Genomic DNA, 22540 nt, shown 5'->3' on the forward strand with positions numbered 1-22540 from the left:
GCATTCGACCAGATCGATAACGCGCCGGAAGAAAAAGCTCGTGGTATCACCATCAACACTTCTCACGTTGAATACGACACCCCGACTCGCCACTACGCGCACGTAGACTGCCCGGGCCACGCCGACTATGTTAAAAACATGATCACCGGTGCTGCGCAGATGGACGGCGCGATCCTGGTTGTTGCTGCGACTGACGGCCCGATGCCGCAGACCCGTGAGCACATCCTGCTGGGTCGTCAGGTAGGCGTTCCGTACATCATCGTGTTCCTGAACAAATGCGACATGGTTGATGACGAAGAGCTGCTGGAACTGGTTGAGATGGAAGTGCGTGAACTGCTGTCTCAGTACGATTTCCCGGGCGACGACACGCCGATCGTTCGTGGTTCTGCTCTGAAAGCGCTGGAAGGCGACGCAGAGTGGGAAGCGAAAATCATCGAACTGGCTGGCTACCTGGATTCCTACATCCCGGAACCAGAGCGTGCGATTGACAAGCCGTTCCTGCTGCCGATCGAAGACGTATTCTCCATCTCCGGTCGTGGTACCGTTGTTACCGGTCGTGTAGAGCGCGGTATCATCAAAGTGGGCGAAGAAGTTGAAATCGTTGGTATCAAAGAGACTGCGAAGTCTACCTGTACTGGCGTTGAAATGTTCCGCAAACTGCTGGACGAAGGCCGTGCTGGTGAGAACGTAGGTGTTCTGCTGCGTGGTATCAAACGTGAAGAAATCGAACGTGGTCAGGTACTGGCTAAGCCGGGCACCATCAAGCCGCACACCAAGTTCGAATCTGAAGTGTACATTCTGTCCAAAGACGAAGGCGGCCGTCATACTCCGTTCTTCAAAGGCTACCGTCCGCAGTTCTACTTCCGTACAACTGACGTGACTGGCACCATCGAACTGCCGGAAGGCGTAGAGATGGTAATGCCGGGCGACAACATCAAAATGGTTGTTACCCTGATCCACCCGATCGCGATGGACGACGGTCTGCGTTTCGCAATCCGTGAAGGTGGCCGTACTGTTGGCGCGGGCGTGGTTGCTAAAGTTCTCGGCTAATCGCTGATAACATTTGACGCAATGCGCAATAAAAGGGCATCATTTGATGCCCTTTTTGCACGCTTTCACATCAGAACCTGGCTCATCAGTGATTTTTTTTGTCATAATCATTGCTGAGACAGGCTCTGCTGAGGGCGTTTAGTCCGAAACGCAACACAGAGCATTTCGGTTTGGATTGCCTCGCATACGCGGGGTGAAAATGTTTGTAGAATACTTCTGACAGGTTGGTTTATGAGTGCGAATACCGAAGCTCAAGGAAGCGGGCGCGGCCTGGAAGCGATGAAGTGGGTCGTTGTTGTCGCATTGCTGCTTGTGGCTATTGTGGGCAACTACCTCTATCGCGACATGATGCTGCCGCTGCGTGCGCTGGCCGTAGTAATTCTGATTGCTGCAGCGGGTGGTGTCGCGCTGTTGACGACAAAAGGTAAAGCAACCGTTGCTTTTGCCCGTGAAGCGCGTACCGAAGTCCGTAAGGTCATTTGGCCGACTCGCCAGGAAACATTGCACACCACGCTGATTGTGGCTGCGGTTACCGCAGTAATGTCACTGATCCTGTGGGGACTGGATGGTATTCTGGTTCGCCTGGTATCCTTTATCACTGGCCTGAGGTTCTGAGATGTCTGAAGCTCCTAAAAAGCGCTGGTACGTCGTTCAGGCGTTTTCCGGTTTTGAAGGCCGCGTAGCAACATCGCTGCGTGAGCATATCAAATTACACAATATGGAAGAGTTGTTTGGTGAAGTCATGGTGCCGACCGAAGAAGTGGTCGAAATCCGTGGCGGCCAGCGTCGCAAAAGCGAGCGCAAATTCTTCCCGGGCTACGTCCTGGTTCAGATGGTGATGAACGACGCAAGCTGGCATCTGGTGCGCAGTGTTCCGCGTGTGATGGGCTTCATCGGCGGTACGTCTGACCGTCCGGCGCCAATCAGCGACAAAGAAGTTGATGCGATCATGAACCGCCTGCAACAGGTCGGTGATAAACCGCGTCCGAAAACGCTGTTTGAACCGGGTGAAATGGTTCGTGTTAACGACGGTCCGTTTGCTGACTTTAACGGCGTTGTTGAAGAAGTGGACTACGAGAAGTCCCGCCTGAAGGTGTCTGTTTCTATCTTTGGTCGTGCGACCCCGGTAGAACTGGACTTTGCCCAGGTTGAGAAAGCCTAAGCAGCGATCAAAAAAGCGGCGATTTAATCGTTGCACAAGGCGCGAGATTGGAATACAATTTCGCGCCTTTTGTTTTTATGGGCCTGGCCCGTAAAACGATTTTTTTATATCACGGGGAGCCTGTTTTCAGGCGTTATACCCAAACGAGGAAATTGCAATGGCTAAGAAAGTACAAGCCTACGTCAAGCTGCAAGTTGCAGCTGGTATGGCTAACCCGAGTCCGCCAGTAGGTCCGGCTCTGGGTCAGCAGGGCGTAAACATCATGGAATTCTGCAAAGCGTTCAACGCAAAAACTGATTCCATCGAAAAAGGTCTGCCGATTCCGGTTGTTATCACCGTTTACGCTGACCGTTCTTTCACCTTCATTACCAAAACGCCTCCGGCAGCAGTTCTGCTGAAGAAAGCGGCTGGTATTAAGTCTGGTTCCGGCAAGCCGAACAAAGACAAAGTAGGTAAAATTTCCCGCGCTCAGCTGCAGGAAATCGCGCAGACCAAAGCTGCCGACATGACTGGTGCCGACATTGAAGCGATGACTCGCTCCATCGAAGGTACTGCACGTTCCATGGGCCTGGTAGTGGAGGACTAAGAAATGGCTAAACTGACCAAGCGCATGCGTGTGATCCGTGAGAAAGTTGATGCGACCAAACAGTACGACATCAACGAAGCTATCTCTCTGCTGAAAGAACTGGCCACTGCTAAGTTCGTAGAAAGCGTAGACGTTGCCGTTAACCTCGGCATCGACGCGCGTAAATCTGACCAGAACGTACGTGGCGCAACTGTACTGCCGCACGGTACTGGCCGTTCCGTTCGCGTAGCCGTATTTACCCAGGGTGCAAACGCTGAAGCTGCTAAAGCTGCTGGCGCTGAACTGGTAGGTATGGAAGATCTGGCTGAACAGATCAAGAAAGGCGAAATGAACTTTGACGTTGTTATTGCTTCCCCGGATGCAATGCGCGTTGTTGGCCAGCTGGGCCAGGTTCTGGGTCCGCGTGGCCTGATGCCGAACCCGAAAGTGGGTACTGTAACTCCTAACGTTGCTGAAGCGGTTAAGAACGCTAAAGCTGGTCAGGTTCGTTACCGTAACGACAAAAACGGCATCATCCACACCACCATCGGTAAAGTGGATTTTGACGCTGACAAACTGAAAGAAAACCTGGAAGCTCTGCTGGTTGCGCTGAAAAAAGCAAAACCGACTCAGGCGAAAGGCGTGTACATCAAGAAAGTTAGCATCTCCACCACCATGGGTGCTGGTGTTGCCGTTGATCAGTCCGGTCTGACTGCGACTGTGGCGAACTAATATTCGCCTTTACGTGGGCGGTGATTTTGTCTACAATCTTACCCCCACGTTTCTGTTGAAATAAACAGAACTCTATGCGAGTCATTTGAATTGTAGCAGCTAACGCGGCTACGGTTCAAAGGGCGAAGTCATAGACAAGATTTGTTCGTTGGAGCCTGGCCTATCCAGGCCTCCGTCGAAGACCGCAGGTGTTTCGTAAGAAACTTAATGCCCTGCGTAGACGGTGACAGAACGCTAAGATTATTTTTTATACTCTGGCTTGTTTCTGCTCACCGTATTAAGACGCTCTCCTCGTTGAGGAGAGTGAAGTGAGTTCCAGAGCATGAGCTCTGGCAAACATCCAGGAGCAAAGCTAATGGCTTTAAATCTTCAAGACAAACAAGCGATTGTTGCTGAAGTCAGCGAAGTAGCCAAAGGCGCGCTGTCTGCAGTAGTTGCGGATTCCCGTGGCGTAACTGTAGATAAAATGACTGAACTGCGTAAAGCAGGTCGTGAAGCTGGCGTTTACATGCGTGTTGTTCGTAACACCCTGCTGCGCCGCGTCGTTGAAGGTACTCCGTTCGAGTGCCTGAAAGACACGTTTGTTGGTCCGACCCTGATTGCATACTCTATGGAACACCCGGGCGCTGCTGCTCGTCTGTTCAAAGAGTTCGCGAAAGCGAATGCAAAATTTGAGGTCAAAGCCGCTGCCTTTGAAGGTGAGCTGATCCCGGCGTCTCAGATCGACCGCCTGGCAACTCTGCCGACCTACGAAGAAGCAATTGCACGCCTGATGGCAACCATGAAAGAAGCTTCGGCTGGCAAACTGGTTCGTACTCTGGCTGCTGTACGCGATGCGAAAGAAGCTGCTTAATCGCAGTTATCTTTGTAACGCATCCGCTTACGTATAAACTTATTCTGATATTCAGGAACAATTTAAATGTCTATCACTAAAGATCAAATCATTGAAGCAGTATCCGCTATGTCCGTAATGGACGTTGTAGAACTGATCTCTGCAATGGAAGAAAAATTCGGTGTTTCCGCTGCTGCTGCTGTAGCTGTAGCTGCTGGCCCGGTTGAAGCTGCTGAAGAAAAAACTGAATTCGACGTAATTCTGAAAGCTGCTGGCGCTAACAAAGTTGCTGTTATCAAAGCAGTACGTGGCGCGACTGGCCTGGGTCTGAAAGAAGCTAAAGACCTGGTAGAATCTGCTCCGGCCGCTCTGAAAGAAGGCGTGAGCAAAGATGACGCTGAAGCTCTGAAAAAATCTCTGGAAGAAGCTGGCGCTGAAGTTGAAGTTAAATAAGCCAACCCTTCCGGTTGCAGCCTAAGAAATTAGGCTGATGGCTGGTGACTTTTTAGTCACCAGCCTTTTTGCGCTGTAAGGCGCCAGTAGCGTTTCACACTGTTTGACTACTGGTTGTCCTGACAATGCTTGTTTCTATCGACGACTTAATATACTGCGACAGAACGCCCGTTCTGTGTAAATCGCAATGAAATGGTTTAAGCGTGATAGCAACAGGCATTGCGGAAAGTATTCCATTTTCCGGTCAACAAAATAGTGTTGCACAAACTGTCCCTCCGCAGGACAGATGGGTCGACTTGTCAGCGAGCTGAGGAACCCTATGGTTTACTCCTATACCGAGAAAAAACGTATTCGTAAGGATTTTGGTAAACGTCCACAAGTTCTGGATGTACCTTATCTCCTTTCTATCCAGCTTGACTCGTTTCAGAAGTTTATCGAGCAAGATCCTGAAGGGCAGTACGGTCTGGAAGCTGCATTCCGTTCCGTGTTCCCGATTCAGAGCTACAGCGGTAATTCCGAGCTGCAATACGTCAGCTACCGCCTTGGCGAACCGGTGTTTGACGTTCAGGAATGTCAGATCCGTGGCGTGACCTATTCCGCACCGCTGCGCGTAAAACTGCGTCTGGTGATCTACGAGCGCGAAGCGCCGGAAGGCACCGTAAAAGACATTAAAGAACAAGAAGTCTACATGGGCGAAATTCCGCTCATGACCGACAACGGTACTTTCGTTATCAACGGTACTGAGCGTGTTATCGTTTCCCAGCTGCATCGTAGCCCGGGTGTCTTCTTCGACAGCGATAAAGGTAAAACTCACTCTTCCGGTAAAGTACTGTATAACGCACGCATCATTCCTTACCGTGGTTCATGGCTGGACTTCGAGTTCGATCCGAAAGACAACCTGTTTGTCCGTATCGACCGTCGTCGTAAACTGCCTGCGACCATCATTCTGCGTGCACTGCAATACACCACTGAACAGATCCTGGACCTGTTCTTTGAGAAAGTGATCTTCGAGATCCGCGACAACAAGTTGCAGATGGAACTGGTGCCGGAACGCCTGCGTGGTGAAACCGCCTCCTTTGACATCGAAGCCAACGGCAAAGTGTACGTCGAAAAAGGTCGTCGCATTACTGCGCGCCACATTCGCCAGCTGGAAAAAGACGATATCAAACATATCGAAGTTCCGGTTGAGTACATCGCGGGTAAAGTGGCGTCTAAAGACTACGTTGACGAATCAACTGGCGAGCTGATCTGCGCAGCGAACATGGAGCTGAGCCTGGATCTGCTGGCGAAGTTGAGCCAGTCTGGCCACAAGCGTATCGAAACGCTGTTCACCAACGATCTGGATCACGGCCCGTACATTTCTGAAACGGTACGCATCGACCCGACCAACGATCGTCTGAGCGCGCTGGTAGAAATCTACCGCATGATGCGCCCGGGTGAGCCGCCGACTCGTGAAGCGGCTGAAAGCCTGTTTGAGAACCTGTTCTTCTCCGAAGACCGCTATGACCTGTCTGCGGTTGGTCGTATGAAGTTCAACCGTTCTCTGCTGCGCGACGAAATTGAAGGTTCCGGTATCCTGAGCAAAGACGACATCATTGACGTGATGAAGAAGCTCATTGATATCCGTAACGGTAAAGGCGAAGTCGATGATATCGACCACCTCGGCAACCGTCGTATCCGTTCCGTAGGCGAAATGGCGGAAAACCAATTCCGCGTTGGCCTGGTGCGTGTTGAGCGTGCGGTGAAAGAGCGTCTGTCTCTGGGCGATCTGGATACCCTGATGCCTCAGGACATGATCAACGCCAAACCGATTTCTGCGGCAGTGAAAGAGTTCTTCGGCTCCAGCCAGCTGTCTCAGTTTATGGACCAGAACAACCCGCTGTCTGAGATTACGCACAAACGTCGTATCTCCGCACTCGGCCCAGGCGGTCTGACCCGTGAACGCGCAGGCTTCGAAGTTCGAGACGTACACCCGACCCACTACGGTCGCGTATGTCCTATCGAAACGCCTGAAGGTCCGAACATCGGTCTGATCAACTCCCTGTCCGTGTATGCACAGACTAACGAATACGGTTTCCTTGAGACTCCGTATCGTAAAGTCACCGACGGCGTGGTGACTGACGAAATTCATTACCTGTCTGCTATCGAAGAAGGTAACTACGTTATCGCTCAGGCGAACTCCAACCTGGATGACGAAGGCCACTTTGTAGAAGATCTGGTTACTTGCCGTAGCAAAGGCGAATCCAGCTTGTTCAGCCGCGACCAGGTTGACTACATGGACGTTTCCACCCAGCAGGTGGTTTCCGTCGGTGCGTCCCTGATCCCGTTCCTGGAACACGATGACGCCAACCGTGCATTGATGGGTGCGAACATGCAACGTCAGGCGGTTCCGACTCTGCGCGCTGATAAGCCGCTGGTTGGTACCGGTATGGAACGTGCTGTTGCCGTTGACTCCGGTGTAACTGCGGTTGCTAAACGTGGCGGTACTGTTCAGTACGTGGATGCGTCCCGTATCGTTATCAAAGTTAACGAAGACGAGATGTACCCGGGCGAAGCAGGCATCGACATCTACAACCTGACCAAATACACCCGCTCTAACCAGAACACCTGTATCAACCAGATGCCGTGTGTTTCTCTGGGTGAGCCGGTTGAGCGCGGCGACGTGCTGGCTGACGGTCCGTCCACCGACCTCGGTGAACTGGCGCTGGGTCAGAACATGCGCGTAGCGTTCATGCCGTGGAACGGCTACAACTTCGAAGACTCCATCCTCGTTTCCGAGCGTGTTGTCCAGGAAGACCGTTTCACCACCATCCACATTCAGGAACTGGCCTGTGTGTCCCGTGACACCAAGCTGGGGCCGGAAGAGATTACCGCTGATATCCCGAACGTGGGTGAAGCTGCGCTCTCTAAACTGGATGAATCCGGTATCGTTTACATCGGTGCGGAAGTGACCGGCGGCGACATTCTGGTTGGTAAGGTAACGCCGAAAGGTGAAACCCAGCTGACGCCAGAAGAGAAACTGCTGCGTGCGATCTTCGGTGAGAAAGCGTCTGACGTTAAAGACTCTTCTCTGCGCGTACCAAACGGTGTTTCCGGTACGGTTATCGACGTTCAGGTCTTTACTCGCGATGGCGTAGAAAAAGACAAACGTGCGCTGGAAATCGAAGAGATGCAGCTGAAGCAGGCGAAGAAAGACCTGTCTGAAGAATTGCAGATCCTCGAAGCTGGCCTGTTTAGCCGTATCCACGCTGTGCTGGTTTCCGGTGGCGTTGAAGCTGAGAAGCTCGACAAACTGCCGCGCGATCGCTGGCTGGAACTGGGCCTGACCGACGAAGAGAAACAAAATCAGCTGGAGCAACTGGCTGAGCAGTACGACGAACTGAAACACGAGTTCGAGAAAAAACTCGAAGCGAAACGCCGCAAAATCACTCAGGGCGACGATCTGGCACCGGGCGTGCTGAAGATTGTTAAGGTATATCTGGCGGTTAAACGCCGTATCCAGCCTGGTGACAAGATGGCAGGTCGTCACGGTAACAAGGGTGTAATTTCTAAGATCAACCCGATCGAAGATATGCCTTACGATGAAAACGGCACGCCGGTAGACATCGTACTGAACCCGCTGGGCGTACCGTCTCGTATGAACATCGGTCAGATTCTGGAAACCCACCTGGGTATGGCTGCGAAAGGTATCGGCGATAAGATCAACGCCATGCTGAAACAGCAGCAAGAAGTCGCGAAACTGCGCGAATTCATCCAGCGTGCGTACGATCTGGGCGCTGACGTTCGTCAGAAAGTTGACCTGAATACCTTCAGCGATGAAGAAGTTCTGCGTCTGGCTGAAAACCTGCGCAAAGGTATGCCGATCGCAACGCCGGTGTTCGACGGTGCGAAAGAAGCGGAAATTAAAGAGCTGCTGAAACTGGGTGACCTGCCGACTTCCGGTCAGATCACGCTGTTTGACGGCCGTACCGGTGAACAGTTCGAGCGTTCGGTAACCGTAGGTTACATGTACATGCTGAAACTGAACCACCTGGTCGACGACAAAATGCACGCTCGTTCCACCGGTTCCTACAGCCTGGTTACTCAGCAGCCGCTGGGTGGTAAGGCGCAGTTCGGTGGTCAGCGCTTCGGGGAGATGGAAGTGTGGGCGCTGGAAGCATACGGCGCAGCATACACCTTGCAGGAAATGCTCACCGTTAAGTCTGATGACGTGAATGGCCGTACTAAGATGTATAAGAACATCGTGGACGGCAACCATCAGATGGAACCGGGCATGCCGGAATCCTTCAACGTATTGTTGAAAGAGATTCGTTCGCTGGGTATCAACATCGAACTGGAAGACGAGTAATTCTCGCTCAAACAGGTCACTGCTGCCGGGGTAATACCCGGCAGCGGAATGTGCTAACTCCGACGGGAGCAAATCCGTGAAAGACTTATTAAAGTTTCTGAAAGCGCAAACTAAAACCGAAGAGTTTGATGCGATCAAAATTGCTCTGGCTTCGCCAGACATGATCCGTTCATGGTCTTTCGGTGAAGTTAAAAAGCCGGAAACCATCAACTACCGTACGTTCAAGCCTGAGCGTGACGGCCTTTTCTGCGCCCGTATCTTCGGGCCGGTAAAAGATTACGAGTGCCTGTGCGGTAAGTACAAGCGCCTGAAACACCGTGGTGTGATCTGTGAGAAGTGCGGCGTTGAAGTGACCCAAACTAAAGTACGCCGTGAGCGTATGGGCCACATCGAGCTGGCGTCCCCGACTGCTCACATCTGGTTCCTGAAATCTCTGCCGTCTCGTATCGGCCTGCTGCTCGATATGCCGCTGCGCGATATCGAACGCGTGCTGTACTTCGAATCCTATGTGGTTATCGAAGGCGGTATGACTAACCTGGAACGCCAGCAGATCCTGACTGAAGAACAGTATCTGGACGCGCTGGAAGAGTTCGGTGACGAATTCGACGCGAAGATGGGTGCGGAAGCTATTCAGGCCCTGCTGAAGAGCATGGATCTGGAGCAAGAGTGTGAAACTCTGCGCGAAGAGCTGAACGAAACCAACTCCGAAACCAAGCGTAAAAAGCTGACCAAGCGTATCAAACTGCTGGAAGCGTTCGTTCAGTCTGGTAACAAACCAGAGTGGATGATCCTGACCGTTCTGCCGGTTCTGCCGCCAGATCTGCGTCCGCTGGTTCCGCTGGATGGTGGTCGTTTCGCAACGTCGGATCTGAACGATCTGTATCGTCGCGTGATCAACCGTAACAACCGTCTGAAACGTCTGCTGGATCTGGCTGCGCCGGACATCATCGTACGTAACGAAAAACGTATGTTGCAGGAAGCGGTTGACGCCCTGCTGGATAACGGTCGTCGCGGTCGTGCGATCACCGGTTCTAACAAACGTCCTCTGAAATCTTTGGCCGACATGATCAAAGGTAAACAGGGTCGTTTCCGTCAGAACCTGCTCGGTAAGCGTGTTGACTACTCCGGTCGTTCTGTCATTACCGTAGGTCCATACCTGCGTCTGCATCAGTGCGGTCTGCCGAAGAAAATGGCTCTGGAGCTGTTCAAACCGTTCATCTACGGCAAGCTGGAACTGCGTGGCCTCGCCACCACCATCAAAGCCGCGAAGAAAATGGTTGAGCGTGAAGAAGCTGTCGTTTGGGATATCCTGGACGAAGTTATCCGCGAACACCCGGTACTGCTGAACCGTGCGCCAACACTGCACCGTTTGGGTATCCAGGCATTTGAACCGGTACTGATCGAAGGTAAAGCTATCCAGCTGCACCCGCTGGTTTGTGCGGCATATAACGCCGACTTCGATGGTGACCAGATGGCTGTTCACGTACCGCTGACGCTGGAAGCCCAGCTGGAAGCGCGTGCGCTGATGATGTCTACCAACAACATCCTGTCCCCGGCGAACGGCGAACCTATCATCGTTCCGTCTCAGGACGTTGTATTGGGTCTGTACTACATGACCCGTGACTGTGTTAACGCCAAAGGCGAAGGCATGGTGCTGACTGGCCCGAAAGAAGCTGAGCGTATTTATCGCGCTGGTCTGGCCTCTCTGCATGCGCGCGTTAAAGTGCGTATCACCGAATACGAAAAAGATGCTAACGGCGAATTCGTAGCGAAAACCAGCCTGAAAGACACGACCATCGGCCGTGCCATTCTGTGGATGATCGTACCGAAGGGTCTGCCTTTCTCCATCGTCAACCAGGCGCTGGGTAAGAAAGCCATCTCTAAAATGCTGAACACCTGCTACCGTATTCTGGGCCTGAAACCGACCGTTATTTTTGCGGACCAGACGATGTACACCGGCTTTGCTTATGCAGCGCGTTCAGGTGCATCCGTTGGTATCGACGATATGGTTATCCCGGAGAAGAAACACGAGATCATCTCCGAAGCGGAAGCCGAAGTTGCTGAGATCCAGGAACAGTTCCAGTCTGGTCTGGTAACAGCGGGCGAACGCTATAACAAAGTTATCGATATCTGGGCTGCGGCGAACGATCGTGTATCCAAGGCGATGATGGACAACCTACAGACCGAAACCGTGATTAACCGTGACGGTCAGGAAGAGCAGCAGGTTTCCTTCAACAGCATCTACATGATGGCCGACTCCGGTGCGCGTGGTTCTGCGGCACAGATTCGTCAGCTTGCTGGTATGCGTGGTCTGATGGCGAAGCCAGATGGCTCCATCATTGAAACGCCAATCACCGCGAACTTCCGTGAAGGTCTGAACGTACTCCAGTACTTCATCTCCACTCACGGTGCGCGTAAAGGTCTGGCGGATACCGCACTGAAAACAGCGAACTCCGGTTACCTGACTCGTCGTCTGGTTGACGTTGCGCAGGATCTGGTGGTAACTGAAGACGACTGCGGTACTCACGAAGGTATCCTGATGACTCCGGTTATCGAGGGTGGCGACGTTAAAGAGCCGCTGCGCGATCGCGTACTGGGTCGTGTGACTGCTGAAGACGTACTGAAGCCGGGCACCGCAGATATTCTGGTTCCGCGCAACACGCTGCTGCACGAACAGTGGTGTGACCTGCTGGAAGAGAACTCTGTTGACGCCGTTAAAGTGCGTTCCGTTGTATCCTGTGACACCGACTTTGGTGTATGTGCGCACTGCTACGGTCGTGACCTGGCGCGTGGCCACATCATCAACAAAGGTGAAGCTATCGGCGTTATCGCGGCACAGTCCATCGGTGAGCCGGGTACACAGCTGACGATGCGTACGTTCCACATCGGTGGTGCGGCATCTCGTGCGGCTGCTGAATCCAGCATCCAGGTGAAAAACAAAGGTAGCATCCGTCTGAGCAATGCGAAGTCGGTTGTGAACTCCAGCGGTAAACTGGTTATCACCTCCCGTAACACCGAGCTGAAACTGATCGACGAATTCGGTCGTACCAAAGAGAGCTATAAAGTGCCTTACGGCTCTGTTATGGCGAAAGGTGATGGCGAGCAGGTTGCCGGCGGCGAAACCGTTGCAAACTGGGACCCGCACACCATGCCGGTTATCACCGAAGTAAGTGGTTTCGTCCGCTTTACTGACATGATCGACGGCCAGACCATTACTCGTCAGACTGACGAGCTGACCGGTCTGTCTTCTCTGGTGGTCCTGGATTCCGCAGAGCGTACTACGGGTGGTAAAGACCTGCGTCCGGCGCTGAAAATCGTTGATGCTCAGGGTAACGACGTTCTGATTCCTGGCACCGATATGCCTGCGCAGTACTTCCTGCCGGGTAAAGCGATTGTTCAGCTGGAAGATGGCGTACAGATCAGCTCTGGTGACACCCTGGCGCGTGTTCCGCAGGAATCCGGCGGTACCAAGGATATTACCGGTGGTCTGCCGCGCGTTGCTGACCTGTTCGAAGCGCGTCGTCCGAAAGAGCCGGCAATCCTGGCTGAAATCAGCGGCATCATTTCCTTCGGTAAAGAAACCAAAGGTAAACGTCGTCTGGTTATCACCCCGGTAGACGGTAGCGAGCCGTACGAAGAGATGATTCCGAAATGGCGTCAGCTCAACGTGTTCGAAGGTGAACGTGTAGAACGTGGTGACGTGGTTTCCGATGGCCCGGAAGCGCCGCACGACATTCTGCGTCTGCGTGGTGTTCATGCTGTTACTCGTTACATCGTTAACGAAGTACAGGACGTATACCGTCTGCAGGGCGTTAAGATTAACGATAAACACATCGAAGTTATCGTTCGTCAGATGCTGCGTAAAGCCACCATCGAAAACGCAGGTAGCTCCGACTTCCTGGAAGGCGAGCAGGTTGAATACTCCCGCGTCAAGATCGCTAACCGCGACCTGGAAGCGAACGGCAAAGTGGGTGCAACGTTCTCCCGCGATCTGCTGGGTATCACCAAAGCGTCTCTGGCAACCGAGTCCTTCATCTCTGCGGCATCGTTCCAGGAGACCACGCGTGTCCTGACCGAAGCAGCCGTTGCGGGTAAACGCGACGAACTGCGTGGCCTGAAAGAGAACGTTATCGTGGGTCGTCTGATCCCGGCAGGTACCGGTTATGCGTACCACCAGGATCGTATGCGCCGCCGTGCTGCGGGTGAACTCCCGGCTGCACCGCAGGTGACTGCTGAAGATGCGTCTGCCAGCCTGGCAGAACTGCTGAACGCAGGCCTGGGCGGTTCTGATAACGAGTAATCGTTAAACTGGTGGGGAGGTGTGTTTAAAAACACTTCTCCACCAGCATTGTGCCGGAGTCCGCACATCAGGTTGTTTGTCTACAGGGAAAGAGAAATGCCTGCGATTATTTCATTACTCTATTTAGTGTTTGGGTTTTTCGTATTTACCAGAAAAGTTAGAATTTCAACACTTCTCTCTGGTTTTTTATTGTTTTTGTCATTGAGTATATTTGAACATAAGCCATTGTTGATATTTATCTATTCTTTTCTTATTATCATTGTTACTATCGTTATTTACAGAGTAAAAGCCAGTATAGATAAAAAAGAAGTATTTTATTTTTCAATACCATGTTGGCTTTTAATCATATCTGTAATTATAAATCTGATAAATAACTGAGTTATTTTTTCATGTCTCTTGTTTCTCGCATCATATGTAAAAATTCATTTTCACTGGCGATATAAACTAATTGTCCTGATTTTGCGTTATATTTTGCCATTGCACAAGGAACACTATCACCACCGTTAGCCATAAAGAATTTTGCTTTTGTATTACGATAAAGATTTATACTAGGAATAGGATCCCGGCCGAATGTATAGGGGGTTGGGACGCTTGTATTATGTTTTTTCGAGAACCACTTTGGCAACATCCTGCCAAAACCATCAACCGGAGTGATAAAAGTAGTAAATCCACAATATTCGAAGTTAAAAGTTGTTTTGCCATTAGCTTCAGTTTTTTCTGTAATATTAAGTCCAAGTGTGATTCTAAATTTATCCCATAAATTTAACTGATTATAATCCAATGGTTTTCCATTATAAAAAGCCTGCTGTTCACACATTAAATGATAAACCTGTTTTAATACCTGTATTCCTGTAGGGCCAATAGTATTTGCAATGGTGGGTAAGCCGCCTTTGCTATAGATCAGCTCTTTTATAAAATATATATCTGTACCTTTGAAATGACTCATGTTCTGTCCTTGCAGTCAAGCGTTTATTTATCTACGCTATGATAAAGGACGTCAGTTAATTATTACAGTTCTCTTTCGGATATTTTTTATCAGGAAAAATATCATATTTATAATATGAATGTTCTGGATGGTTACTGATAAAAGAATAATATGATTATTCTTTCGTGCTGAGCTAATACCAGGCCCGGTAGCCTGCGCTACCGGGCAATAAATATTAGTTTATTTTACCAGCGACAATCGTCTGTACAACTCAATCATATCCCCGGCCAGATCCTGAATAACCATCGCGTTCATCAGGTGGTCCTGAGAGTGAACGGTGATCAGGTTAACCGGGAGTTTTCCGGTCCCTTCGTCAAGACCGATGAGCTGCGTCTGGATCGTATGCGCATGTTTCACATATTCACGCGACTCTTCCATCGCTTTCTCGGCGCCAGCAAAATCGCCTTTTCGCGCCAGTTGCAGTGCGGTCAGCGCCGAACTACGGGCTGCGCCTGCGTTGACCAGCAGCTCCATGATGATCGTCTCTAACTCTTCCATGCTATTACTCCATGAGCTTGAGGGCTTTTTCCAGCACGGCATCGCCTTTCATCATGCCGTAATCCATCATGTCGATAACCGCGACCTTTTTACCTAAGGGGTCGGCAAGCGCCTGCAATTTCGCCTGTTCATACTTGACCTGAGGGCCAAGCAAAACAATATCCGCAGTGGCGATGTTTTCTTTAAATTCAGCCACCGGAACAGCTTTGATACTGACTTCAACCCCTTTCTTCTGCGCGGCGTCTTTCATCCGTTGCACCAGCATGCTGGTGGACATCCCGGCGGCACAGCATAAAACGATATTCTTCATAATCGGCTCTCACGGTTCCCTTGGTTCTTCATCTTTAGCCTGTGGCCGGGGGGAGAACAACCGTCTTAAAGTGAATGTGTGTAAAGCATCACACAAAAACTGAAACCGGTTGCAGTAATCCGATGGGGTCTGCAAAGACCGTCTGACCAGATGTGAAGGCAGGGCGAAATGAGGAAGGAATTTTTCGCCCTGGTCAGCGTCCGCTGCCGACCACGACAACATAAAAAAACGGGAGCCTGACGACAATCTCCCGTTTTTTGTATTACGCACCGGTGCGCAAAAAAATTACGCTGTGTCACATTCGTGCATTATGTTTGCGAAGCACGCCCCAGATAACTATCCCAGTCTTTCCAGACGGGCTGTAACCCCTGTGCGGTCAGTGCATTGGCAACGGCTTCCGGTCGGCGATCGTCATGAGGAGAAAATTGCTCCAGCTCGGGATGATTATCGGCATAGCCGCCTGGCTGTGTTTTTGAAAATGCGCTGACGTTATTAATCGCCAAAGGAATAACGTGATCGCGAAACCACGGCGATTCGCGCGTTGAGAGCGACAGCTCAATCTCCGGTGCCAGCAGACGAAATGCGCAAATGGTTTGCACCAACTGGCGCTCATCCATGATGGAGGCGGGTTCGACGCCGCCAGTACACGGGCGCAGACGCGGGAAGGAGATAGAGTAGCGGCTCTGCCAGTAATGCTTCTGCATCCAGAGCAGATGCTCGGCTACCATGTAGCAGTCCACACGCCAGCTATCAGACAGCCCAATCAACGCGCCGAGACCAATTTTGTCGATACCTGCCCGACCCAGCCTGTCCGGGGTTTCCAGCCGCCAGAAGAAATCCTGCTTTTTCCCTTTCAGATGGTGTTGTGCGTAAATCGCCTCATGGTAGGTCTCCTGGTAGACCATCACGCCGTCAAGCCCCAGCGTTTTTAACTCGCTATACTCTTCTTCCGCCAGCGGCTGCACTTCCATCTGGAGTGAAGAAAACTGGCGGCGGATAGCGGGCAAATGACGACGAAAATAGTCCATGCCGACTTTGGCCTGGTGCTCGCCAGTGACCAGCAGGAGATGCTCAAAACCCAGCTCGCGAATCGCCTCGCATTCACGGCCTATTTCTGTTTCATCCAGCGTCTTGCGCTTAATGCGGTTACTCATTGAAAAGCCGCAGTAAGTGCAGTCGTTGGCGCACAGATTAGAGAGATACAGCGGCACATAAAAGCTGACGGTATTGCCAAAGCGCTGACGGGTAAGGCGCTGCGCACGTTGGGCCAACGGCTCCAGATAGTCGCTGGCGGCGGGTGAAAGCAGCGCCATCATGTCGTCGCGGCTAAGTTGCGTGGCGTTAAGCGCCCGTTCCACATCGGCGGCGGTTTTGCTGTTGATGCGCAGGCGAATATCGTCCCAGTCCAGCTGTTGCCAGCGGTCGGTGAACGTTTTCATGCCGAAGCCTCCAGAAATCCGGTGAGCGGGCTGGTAGCCTGAGCGTAGCTGCTGCGTGTTCCGGGTACGGCCCGACGCGCCATAACTCCGGCTTCAACCGCCAGGCGAAAGGCCTGCGCCATCATCACCGGATCATCCGCTACCGCAATCGCCGTATTCACCAGTACCGCGTCGGCGCCCATTTCCAGCGCCTGTGTGGCGTGGCTGGGAACGCCAATACCGGCATCGACCACCACCGGAACGGTGGCCTGTTGGATGATGATCTCCAGCATCGCGCGCGTCTCCAGCCCCTGATTTGAACCAATGGGCGCACCGAGCGGCATGACGGCGGCGCAGCCAACCTCCTCAAGACGTTTGCACAACACCGGGTCGGCGCCGCAGTAGGGCAGCACGACGAACCCCTGTTTTACCAGCGCTTCTGCGGCTTTCAGCGTTTCGACAGGGTCCGGCAGCAGCCAGCGCGCGTCGGGGTGAATCTCCAGTTTCAGCCAGTGTGTGCCCAGGGCTTCCCGCGCCAGTTGCGCGGCGAAGATGGCTTCTTCCGCTGTTTTCGCACCGGAAGTATTGGGAAGCAGCGTTACCCCGGCATCAATAAGCGGCGCCAGAATCGCGTCATTGTGCTGGCGTAAATCCACGCGTTTCATCGCCAGCGTGACCAGCTGGCTGCCGGAAGCGCGAATCGCCTCGACCATCAGCTGTGAAGAGGCAAATTTCCCCGTGCCGGTGAACAGATGTGAATCAAACGTTTTATCTGCAATACGTAACATATCAACCCCCTGCAATAACCTGAAAAAGCAGGATCTGGTCGCCTTCCTGCACGATTTGCTGTTCCCACTGTTCACGCGGCAGGATCTGTTGATTCAGCGCCAGCGCCGCCCCTGGTTTCAGTTGGTTAAGCTGAGTGAGCAGATCGATAACGGACAGGCCGTCAGCGCACTGCATAGGTTCATCATTGAACTGAATCTGCATGACGCCCTCCGCATACCGGACAACCGCTGGCGCGATGCAATGCCAGACTGCGCCACTGGCTGGTTTTGGCATCGAATAACCGCAACTCGCCGCCGGGGATGTCCATCCCGCTCAGTAACTTGATGGCTTCCAGCGCCTGTAATGTTCCCATCACGCCGACAACGGGGCCGACGATCCCTGCCGTGCGGCAGTTGCGTTCCGGTTCTTCATCATCCGGCCACAGGCAGCGGTAGCAGCCCTGTTCCCAGGGCGGCGTCAGCACCATCAACTGGCCGCCAAAGCCGACGGCGCTGGCGGTAATGAGTGGAGTATCCAGCGCGACGCAGGCGGCGTTGATCTCCTGACGGGTCGCCATGTTGTCGGTACAGTCGAGCACCACATCGGCGCGCTCAACCGCATGGCGGAGCGCATCGCCAGTGAGGCGCTGCTGTAACGCCAGCAGTTCAATATCCGGGTTCAGCCGCGCCAGCCGCTGCTTTGTCACCAGGGATTTAGGGCGGGCAATATCATCTGTGGTGAACAGGATTTGCCGTTGCAGATTGCTCAGATGCACTTCGTCATCGTCGGCTAAAACCAGCGTACCGATGCCAGCGCCCGCCAGATAGAGCGCCGCAGGGGAACCCAAACCGCCCAGCCCGACAATCAGAACCCGGCTGGCAAGCAATTTTTGCTGTCCTTCAATGGCGATATCGCCGAGCAAAATTTGTCGGCTGTAGCGCATAAAGTCGCGATCATTCATCGCCAGCCCCCGCGATTGCCAGTAACTGCGCCGTTGCTTCGCGCCAGTCTTCTGCCCGGGTAATGGCGCTGACGACGGCAATACTGCCCACGCCGGTTTTCAGCACCGGCGAGGCGCGTTTGAGGCTGATCCCGCCGATGGCAACGGTGGGGTAATCGCCAAGACGTTCAATATGGCGCGCCAGCTGCTCCAGTCCTTGCGGCGCGGACGGCATCTGTTTGGTTTGCGTCGGGAATACGTGGCCGAGTGCGATATAAGACGGTCTGGCCGCCAGCGCTATGTCGATTTCCATGTCATCGTGGGTGGAAACGCCTAAGCGCAGCCCGGCAGCCTGAATCGCCTTCAGGTCGGTGGTTTCCAGATCTTCCTGACCGAGATGCACCCCGTAAGCGTTGTGCTTGATCGCCAGTCGCCAGTAGTCATTGATGAACAGGCGGGCATTGTAGCGGCGGCCCAGCGAGATAGCGGCTGATACGTCGTCCTCCACCTCTTCGTCGCGCTTGTCTTTGATACGTAGCTGGAGGGTGCGGACACCCGCTTCCAGCAAGCGTTCGATCCATTGCACGCTATCAACGACCGGATAAAGCCCCAGGCGGAAAGGCACCGCCGGGAAATCGGGCTGATACATTATGCCTCCTCCTTCCTGAGATAGATTTCACCGCCTTTGGCGCGGAAGTTTTCTGACATATCCGCCATTCCTACCTCGATGGTCTGCGCCGCCGCGTAGTCGCGGACTTCCTGGCTGATCTTCATTGAGCAGAATTTGGGGCCGCACATGGAACAGAAGTGCGCCACTTTACCGGATTCCTGCGGCAGGGTTTCGTCGTGGTAGGCGCGGGCGGTGAACGGGTCAAGCGCCAGGTTAAACTGGTCTTCCCAACGGAATTCAAAGCGGGCTTTCGACATGGCGTTATCGCGGATTTGCGCGCCAGGATGGCCTTTTGCCAGGTCGGCGGCATGCGCCGCGATTTTGTAGGTGATCAGCCCCTGTTTCACATCCTCTTTGTTCGGCAGGCCGAGGTGCTCTTTTGGCGTTACGTAGCAGAGCATGGCGCAGCCAAACCAGCCAATCATTGCCGCGCCAATGCCTGAGGTGAAGTGGTCGTAGCCCGGCGCAATATCGGTGGTCAGTGGCCCTAAGGTGTAGAACGGCGCTTCGTGGCAGTGTTCCAGCTCTTCGGTCATGTTACGGCGGATCATCTGCATCGGTACGTGGCCAGGGCCTTCAATCATCACCTGCACGTCGTACTCCCAGGCAATTTTGGTCAGCTCGCCCAGCGTGTGCAGCTCGGCAAACTGCGCTTCGTCGTTCGCATCCTGAATTGATCCCGGACGCAGGCCGTCGCCCAGCGACAGCGAGACATCGTAAGCGGCGCAGATTTCGCAGATTTCGCGGAAGTGCTCGTAGAGGAAGTTTTCTTGATGGTGAGAGAGGCACCATTTCGCCATGATCGAACCGCCGCGCGAGACGATACCGGTCAGACGTTTTGCGGTCATTGGCACATAGCGCAGCAGCACACCCGCATGGATGGTGAAGTAGTCTACCCCTTGCTCCGCCTGCTCCAGCAGCGTGTCGCGGAAGGCTTCCCAGGTGAGATCTTCGGCGATCCCGTTCACTTTCTCCAGCGCCTGATAGATCGGCACGGTGCCGATCGGTACCGGGCTGTTACGCAGGATCCACTCGCGGGTTTCGTGAATATAGCGACCGGTTGAGAGGTCCATCACCGTATCTGCGCCCCAGCGCGTTGACCACACCAGTTTTTCCACCTCTTCTTCAATGGAGGAAGTGACCGCTGAGTTGCCGATATTGGCGTTGACCTTCACCAGGAAGTTGCGTCCGATGATCATCGGTTCGGATTCCGGGTGGTTGATGTTGGCCGGGATAATCGCGCGACCGGCGGCCACTTCGTCACGAACAAATTCCGGCGTGATGTTTTCCGGCTGGCGCGCGCCAAACCCAACGCCTGGATGCTGCTGGCGTAACACATCGCCGCGAATGCGCTCACGACCCATGTTTTCACGAATAGCGATGAACTCCATTTCCGGGGTTACAATCCCCTGACGCGCATAATGCAGTTGCGTTACGCACTTGCCCGCTTTGGCGCGCTTCGGCGTGAGCAGCCCCGTAAAACGCAGCTCGTCCAGTCCATCATCGGCCAGACGTTCTTTGGTGTACGCCGAGCTACGGTCGGTCAATTCTTCGCTGTCTGCACGAGCCTCAATCCAGGGCTGACGCAGTTTTGCCAGCCCCTGCTGAACGTTAATGACGACATCAGGATCGCCATAGGGGCCAGAGGTGTCATAGACCGGGATGGCTTCGTTCTCTTCGTATTGCGGATTATCTTTGCTGCCGCCGATGAGCGTGGGGCTTAGCTGGATTTCACGCATCGGAATGCGGATGTCCGGTTGTGAGCCGGTAATATAAATACGTTTTGAGTTCGGAAAGGCGGTGCCTTCCAGGGTGTCGATAAAGTGTTGGGCCTGGGCGCGTTGTTCGCGGCGAGTCAATTTTGTTGCAGACATAGCTCATTCCAAAAAGTGAAGGACGTGGCTTGTCAGACGACGGATGGAGTAATGGATGCGCGTTGCCCGTACAGGCTGACGCATAAAGCAGTTTACTCTTGTTCCCTTCGCAGGTATTAGCCTGATCAGGTTCCGCGGATCCCGAATTAACGGTCTCAGCCTGTGTTTTCACACACGGCACTCCGACAAGATGTAACCCCGGCGACGGGGCAATGGATGTAAATTACTCGTTACTGATTCATAACTCAAGCAGGCCGTGCAATTCCGCTTTCATCCTGGGCATTAAGCGTTAGATTATTGTCGAAGGCCAGCAGGATGAGTTTATCTTCCAGCGTAAACCGCGCTTCCAGCGCTTCGCCGATGTCGGAGAGCACTTGCTGAAATTCCGCATAATTATCGTGATCGATCGCGTTCTCCAGGCTGGAGTCGTAATATTCCATGATCTGTTGAGTATTGGCTTCCAGCAATGAATGGAGGCGCGTTGCGGTCGAACGCGGGTTTCCCTCTTCCATTTCACGGATAATGTGTTCATAAATACTGAAGTGTCCGGCGGAAAGGTAGTCGACCAGGCTCTGACAAAAATCATCCAGCGCTTTTTCATTCAGCCGCATGTACGATTCTTTGCCAGGCTTAATGCCAACCAGATTGTAGTAAGCCACGAGCAGGTGCTTACGTACATGTAGCCAGCGATCAACCAGTTTATTACTTCCTTCGACGTGTTCCGTCAGGCTTTCCAGCTGGTTTAGCATGATTGACTCCGCAAGTTTAGATTTAAAACTGCTCACCTGAAAAATGTAAATATAATGTTAACAACATGCCAGTGAAGCAAAGGTAGTGCAAGAGCTATGGATCGTATTATTGAAAAATTAGATCACGGTTGGTGGATCGTCAGTCACGAGCAAAAATTATGGTTGCCTCGTGGAGAATTGCCATATGGCGAAGCGACAAATTTCGATCTTGTGGGGCAGCGCGCACTCCTGATTGGCGAGTGGGAAGGGGAGCCTGTCTGGCTGGTGTTACAGCATCGTCGGCATGATATGGGGTCGGTACGGCAGGTCATCGATCAGGACGTTGGCCTGTTTCAACTGGCGGGGCGGGGCGTGCAGCTGGCGGAATTTTATCGCTCGCACAAATTCTGCGGTTACTGCGGCCACCCCATGTACCCGAGCAAGACCGAATGGGCGATGCTGTGCAGCCACTGCCGCGAGCGTTACTATCCGCAGATTGCTCCCTGCATTATTGTCGCCATCCGGCGCGCCGATTCCATTTTACTGGCCCAGCATACGCGCCATCGTAACGGTGTTCATACGGTGCTGGCCGGGTTTGTGGAAGTGGGGGAGACTTTAGAGCAGGCGGTCGCGCGCGAAGTGATGGAAGAGAGCGGCATCAAAGTGAAAAATCTGCGTTACGTGACCTCACAGCCCTGGCCGTTCCCGCAATCGCTGATGACGGCGTTTATGGCGGAGTATGACAGCGGCGAGATTGTCATCGACCCGAAAGAGCTGCTGGAGGCGGGCTGGTATCGCTATGACGATCTTCCGTTATTGCCGCCGCCGGGCACGGTGGCGCGTCGTTTGATCGAAGATACTGTGGCAATGTGTCGGGCTGAGTATGAGTGATGGTACACTGGCACCC

At 53.1% G+C, this 22540-nt stretch carries 20 protein-coding genes and 1 riboswitch; of the genes, 10 read left to right on the forward strand and 10 right to left on the reverse strand.

Annotated features, from left to right (window positions below; all coding sequences use genetic code 11):
• From tuf to rpoC, 9 genes are all read left to right on the forward strand, one after another.
• Window positions 1–1050 (forward strand): elongation factor Tu (gene tuf / locus OGW17_RS03675; RefSeq protein ID WP_286448902.1); only part of this gene is annotated, 1050 nt, incomplete at its 5' end.
• A gap of 231 nt (window positions 1051–1281) precedes the next feature.
• A complete protein-coding gene (secE, locus tag OGW17_RS03680) occupies window positions 1282–1665 on the forward strand; it encodes a preprotein translocase subunit SecE (protein ID WP_012133816.1) in 384 nt (127 codons plus the stop codon).
• Between the two features lies 1 nt (window position 1666).
• On the forward strand, window positions 1667–2212 hold the full coding sequence (nusG, locus tag OGW17_RS03685; RefSeq protein WP_003862341.1) for a transcription termination/antitermination protein NusG: 546 nt from the start codon (window positions 1667–1669) through the stop codon (window positions 2210–2212).
• 157 nt (window positions 2213–2369) lie between these two features.
• A complete protein-coding gene (gene rplK, locus OGW17_RS03690) occupies window positions 2370–2798 on the forward strand; it encodes a 50S ribosomal protein L11 (protein ID WP_012133815.1) in 429 nt (142 codons plus the stop codon).
• 3 nt (window positions 2799–2801) lie between these two features.
• Window positions 2802–3509, forward strand: a complete 708-nt coding sequence (gene rplA, locus OGW17_RS03695; protein ID WP_012133813.1) for a 50S ribosomal protein L1 — start codon at window positions 2802–2804, stop codon at window positions 3507–3509.
• A 355-nt stretch (window positions 3510–3864) separates the two neighbouring features.
• Window positions 3865–4362, forward strand: coding sequence for a 50S ribosomal protein L10 (gene rplJ / locus OGW17_RS03700; protein ID WP_004097644.1), 498 nt, complete (start codon window positions 3865–3867; stop codon window positions 4360–4362).
• 66 nt (window positions 4363–4428) lie between these two features.
• Window positions 4429–4794 carry a 50S ribosomal protein L7/L12 gene (gene rplL / locus OGW17_RS03705; protein WP_012133812.1) on the forward strand — a complete coding sequence of 122 codons (366 nt, stop codon included), beginning with the start codon at window positions 4429–4431 and terminating at the stop codon, window positions 4792–4794.
• A gap of 319 nt (window positions 4795–5113) precedes the next feature.
• Window positions 5114–9142, forward strand: a complete 4029-nt coding sequence (rpoB, locus tag OGW17_RS03710) for a DNA-directed RNA polymerase subunit beta (protein WP_024130652.1) — start codon at window positions 5114–5116, stop codon at window positions 9140–9142.
• A gap of 76 nt (window positions 9143–9218) precedes the next feature.
• Window positions 9219–13442, forward strand: a complete 4224-nt coding sequence (rpoC, locus tag OGW17_RS03715) for a DNA-directed RNA polymerase subunit beta' (protein ID WP_071258107.1) — start codon at window positions 9219–9221, stop codon at window positions 13440–13442.
• Window positions 13443–13821: 379 nt separating this feature from the next.
• Here the strand turns inward: rpoC and OGW17_RS21625 are convergent, their stop codons facing one another.
• The 10 genes from OGW17_RS21625 to OGW17_RS03765 all read right to left on the reverse strand — a co-directional run bounded on the left by OGW17_RS21625 (window position 13822) and on the right by OGW17_RS03765 (window position 21654).
• On the reverse strand, window positions 13822–14388 hold the full coding sequence (locus OGW17_RS21625; RefSeq protein ID WP_225622051.1) for a hypothetical protein: 567 nt from the start codon (window positions 14386–14388) through the stop codon (window positions 13822–13824).
• A gap of 219 nt (window positions 14389–14607) precedes the next feature.
• Window positions 14608–14925, reverse strand: coding sequence for a PTS lactose/cellobiose transporter subunit IIA (locus OGW17_RS03725; RefSeq protein ID WP_071258110.1), 318 nt, complete (start codon window positions 14923–14925; stop codon window positions 14608–14610).
• 4 nt (window positions 14926–14929) lie between these two features.
• The gene (locus tag OGW17_RS03730; protein WP_012133808.1) at window positions 14930–15235 is read right to left on the reverse strand and encodes a PTS sugar transporter subunit IIB; all 306 of its coding nucleotides are present in this window, start codon (window positions 15233–15235) and stop codon (window positions 14930–14932) included.
• Between the two features lie 308 nt (window positions 15236–15543).
• Window positions 15544–16674 (reverse strand): 2-iminoacetate synthase ThiH, encoded by a 1131-nt coding sequence (gene thiH, locus OGW17_RS03735; protein ID WP_012133806.1) that lies wholly within the window; start codon window positions 16672–16674, stop codon window positions 15544–15546.
• Complete coding sequence (gene thiG, locus OGW17_RS03740) at window positions 16671–17441, reverse strand: thiazole synthase (protein WP_012133805.1); 771 nt, start codon at window positions 17439–17441, stop codon at window positions 16671–16673. The genes thiH and thiG overlap by 4 nt, the downstream gene beginning before the upstream one ends.
• Window position 17442: 1 nt before the next feature.
• On the reverse strand, window positions 17443–17643 hold the full coding sequence (gene thiS, locus OGW17_RS03745; RefSeq protein ID WP_012133804.1) for a sulfur carrier protein ThiS: 201 nt from the start codon (window positions 17641–17643) through the stop codon (window positions 17443–17445).
• Window positions 17624–18382, reverse strand: coding sequence for a HesA/MoeB/ThiF family protein (locus OGW17_RS03750; protein WP_058668397.1), 759 nt, complete (start codon window positions 18380–18382; stop codon window positions 17624–17626). The genes thiS and OGW17_RS03750 overlap by 20 nt, the downstream gene beginning before the upstream one ends.
• Window positions 18375–19010, reverse strand: coding sequence for a thiamine phosphate synthase (gene thiE / locus OGW17_RS03755; protein ID WP_071258112.1), 636 nt, complete (start codon window positions 19008–19010; stop codon window positions 18375–18377). Before thiE ends, OGW17_RS03750 begins: the two co-directional genes overlap by 8 nt.
• Window positions 19010–20905, reverse strand: coding sequence for a phosphomethylpyrimidine synthase ThiC (thiC, locus tag OGW17_RS03760; RefSeq protein WP_071258114.1), 1896 nt, complete (start codon window positions 20903–20905; stop codon window positions 19010–19012). The genes thiE and thiC overlap by 1 nt, the downstream gene beginning before the upstream one ends.
• 85 nt (window positions 20906–20990) lie before the next feature.
• Window positions 20991–21100: riboswitch (TPP riboswitch) on the reverse strand.
• Between the two features lie 50 nt (window positions 21101–21150).
• Window positions 21151–21654, reverse strand: a complete 504-nt coding sequence (locus OGW17_RS03765; RefSeq protein ID WP_071258116.1) for an Rsd/AlgQ family anti-sigma factor — start codon at window positions 21652–21654, stop codon at window positions 21151–21153.
• A gap of 96 nt (window positions 21655–21750) precedes the next feature.
• On the opposite strand from OGW17_RS03765, the gene nudC reads away from it, so the two are divergent.
• Complete coding sequence (nudC, locus tag OGW17_RS03770) at window positions 21751–22524, forward strand: NAD(+) diphosphatase (RefSeq protein WP_012133799.1); 774 nt, start codon at window positions 21751–21753, stop codon at window positions 22522–22524.
• The last annotated feature ends 16 nt before the right edge of the window (window positions 22525–22540 follow it).

Source organism: Citrobacter sp. CK181, from assembly GCF_030333595.1.
Taxonomy (GTDB): Bacteria; Pseudomonadota; Gammaproteobacteria; order Enterobacterales; family Enterobacteriaceae; genus Citrobacter_B; species Citrobacter_B koseri.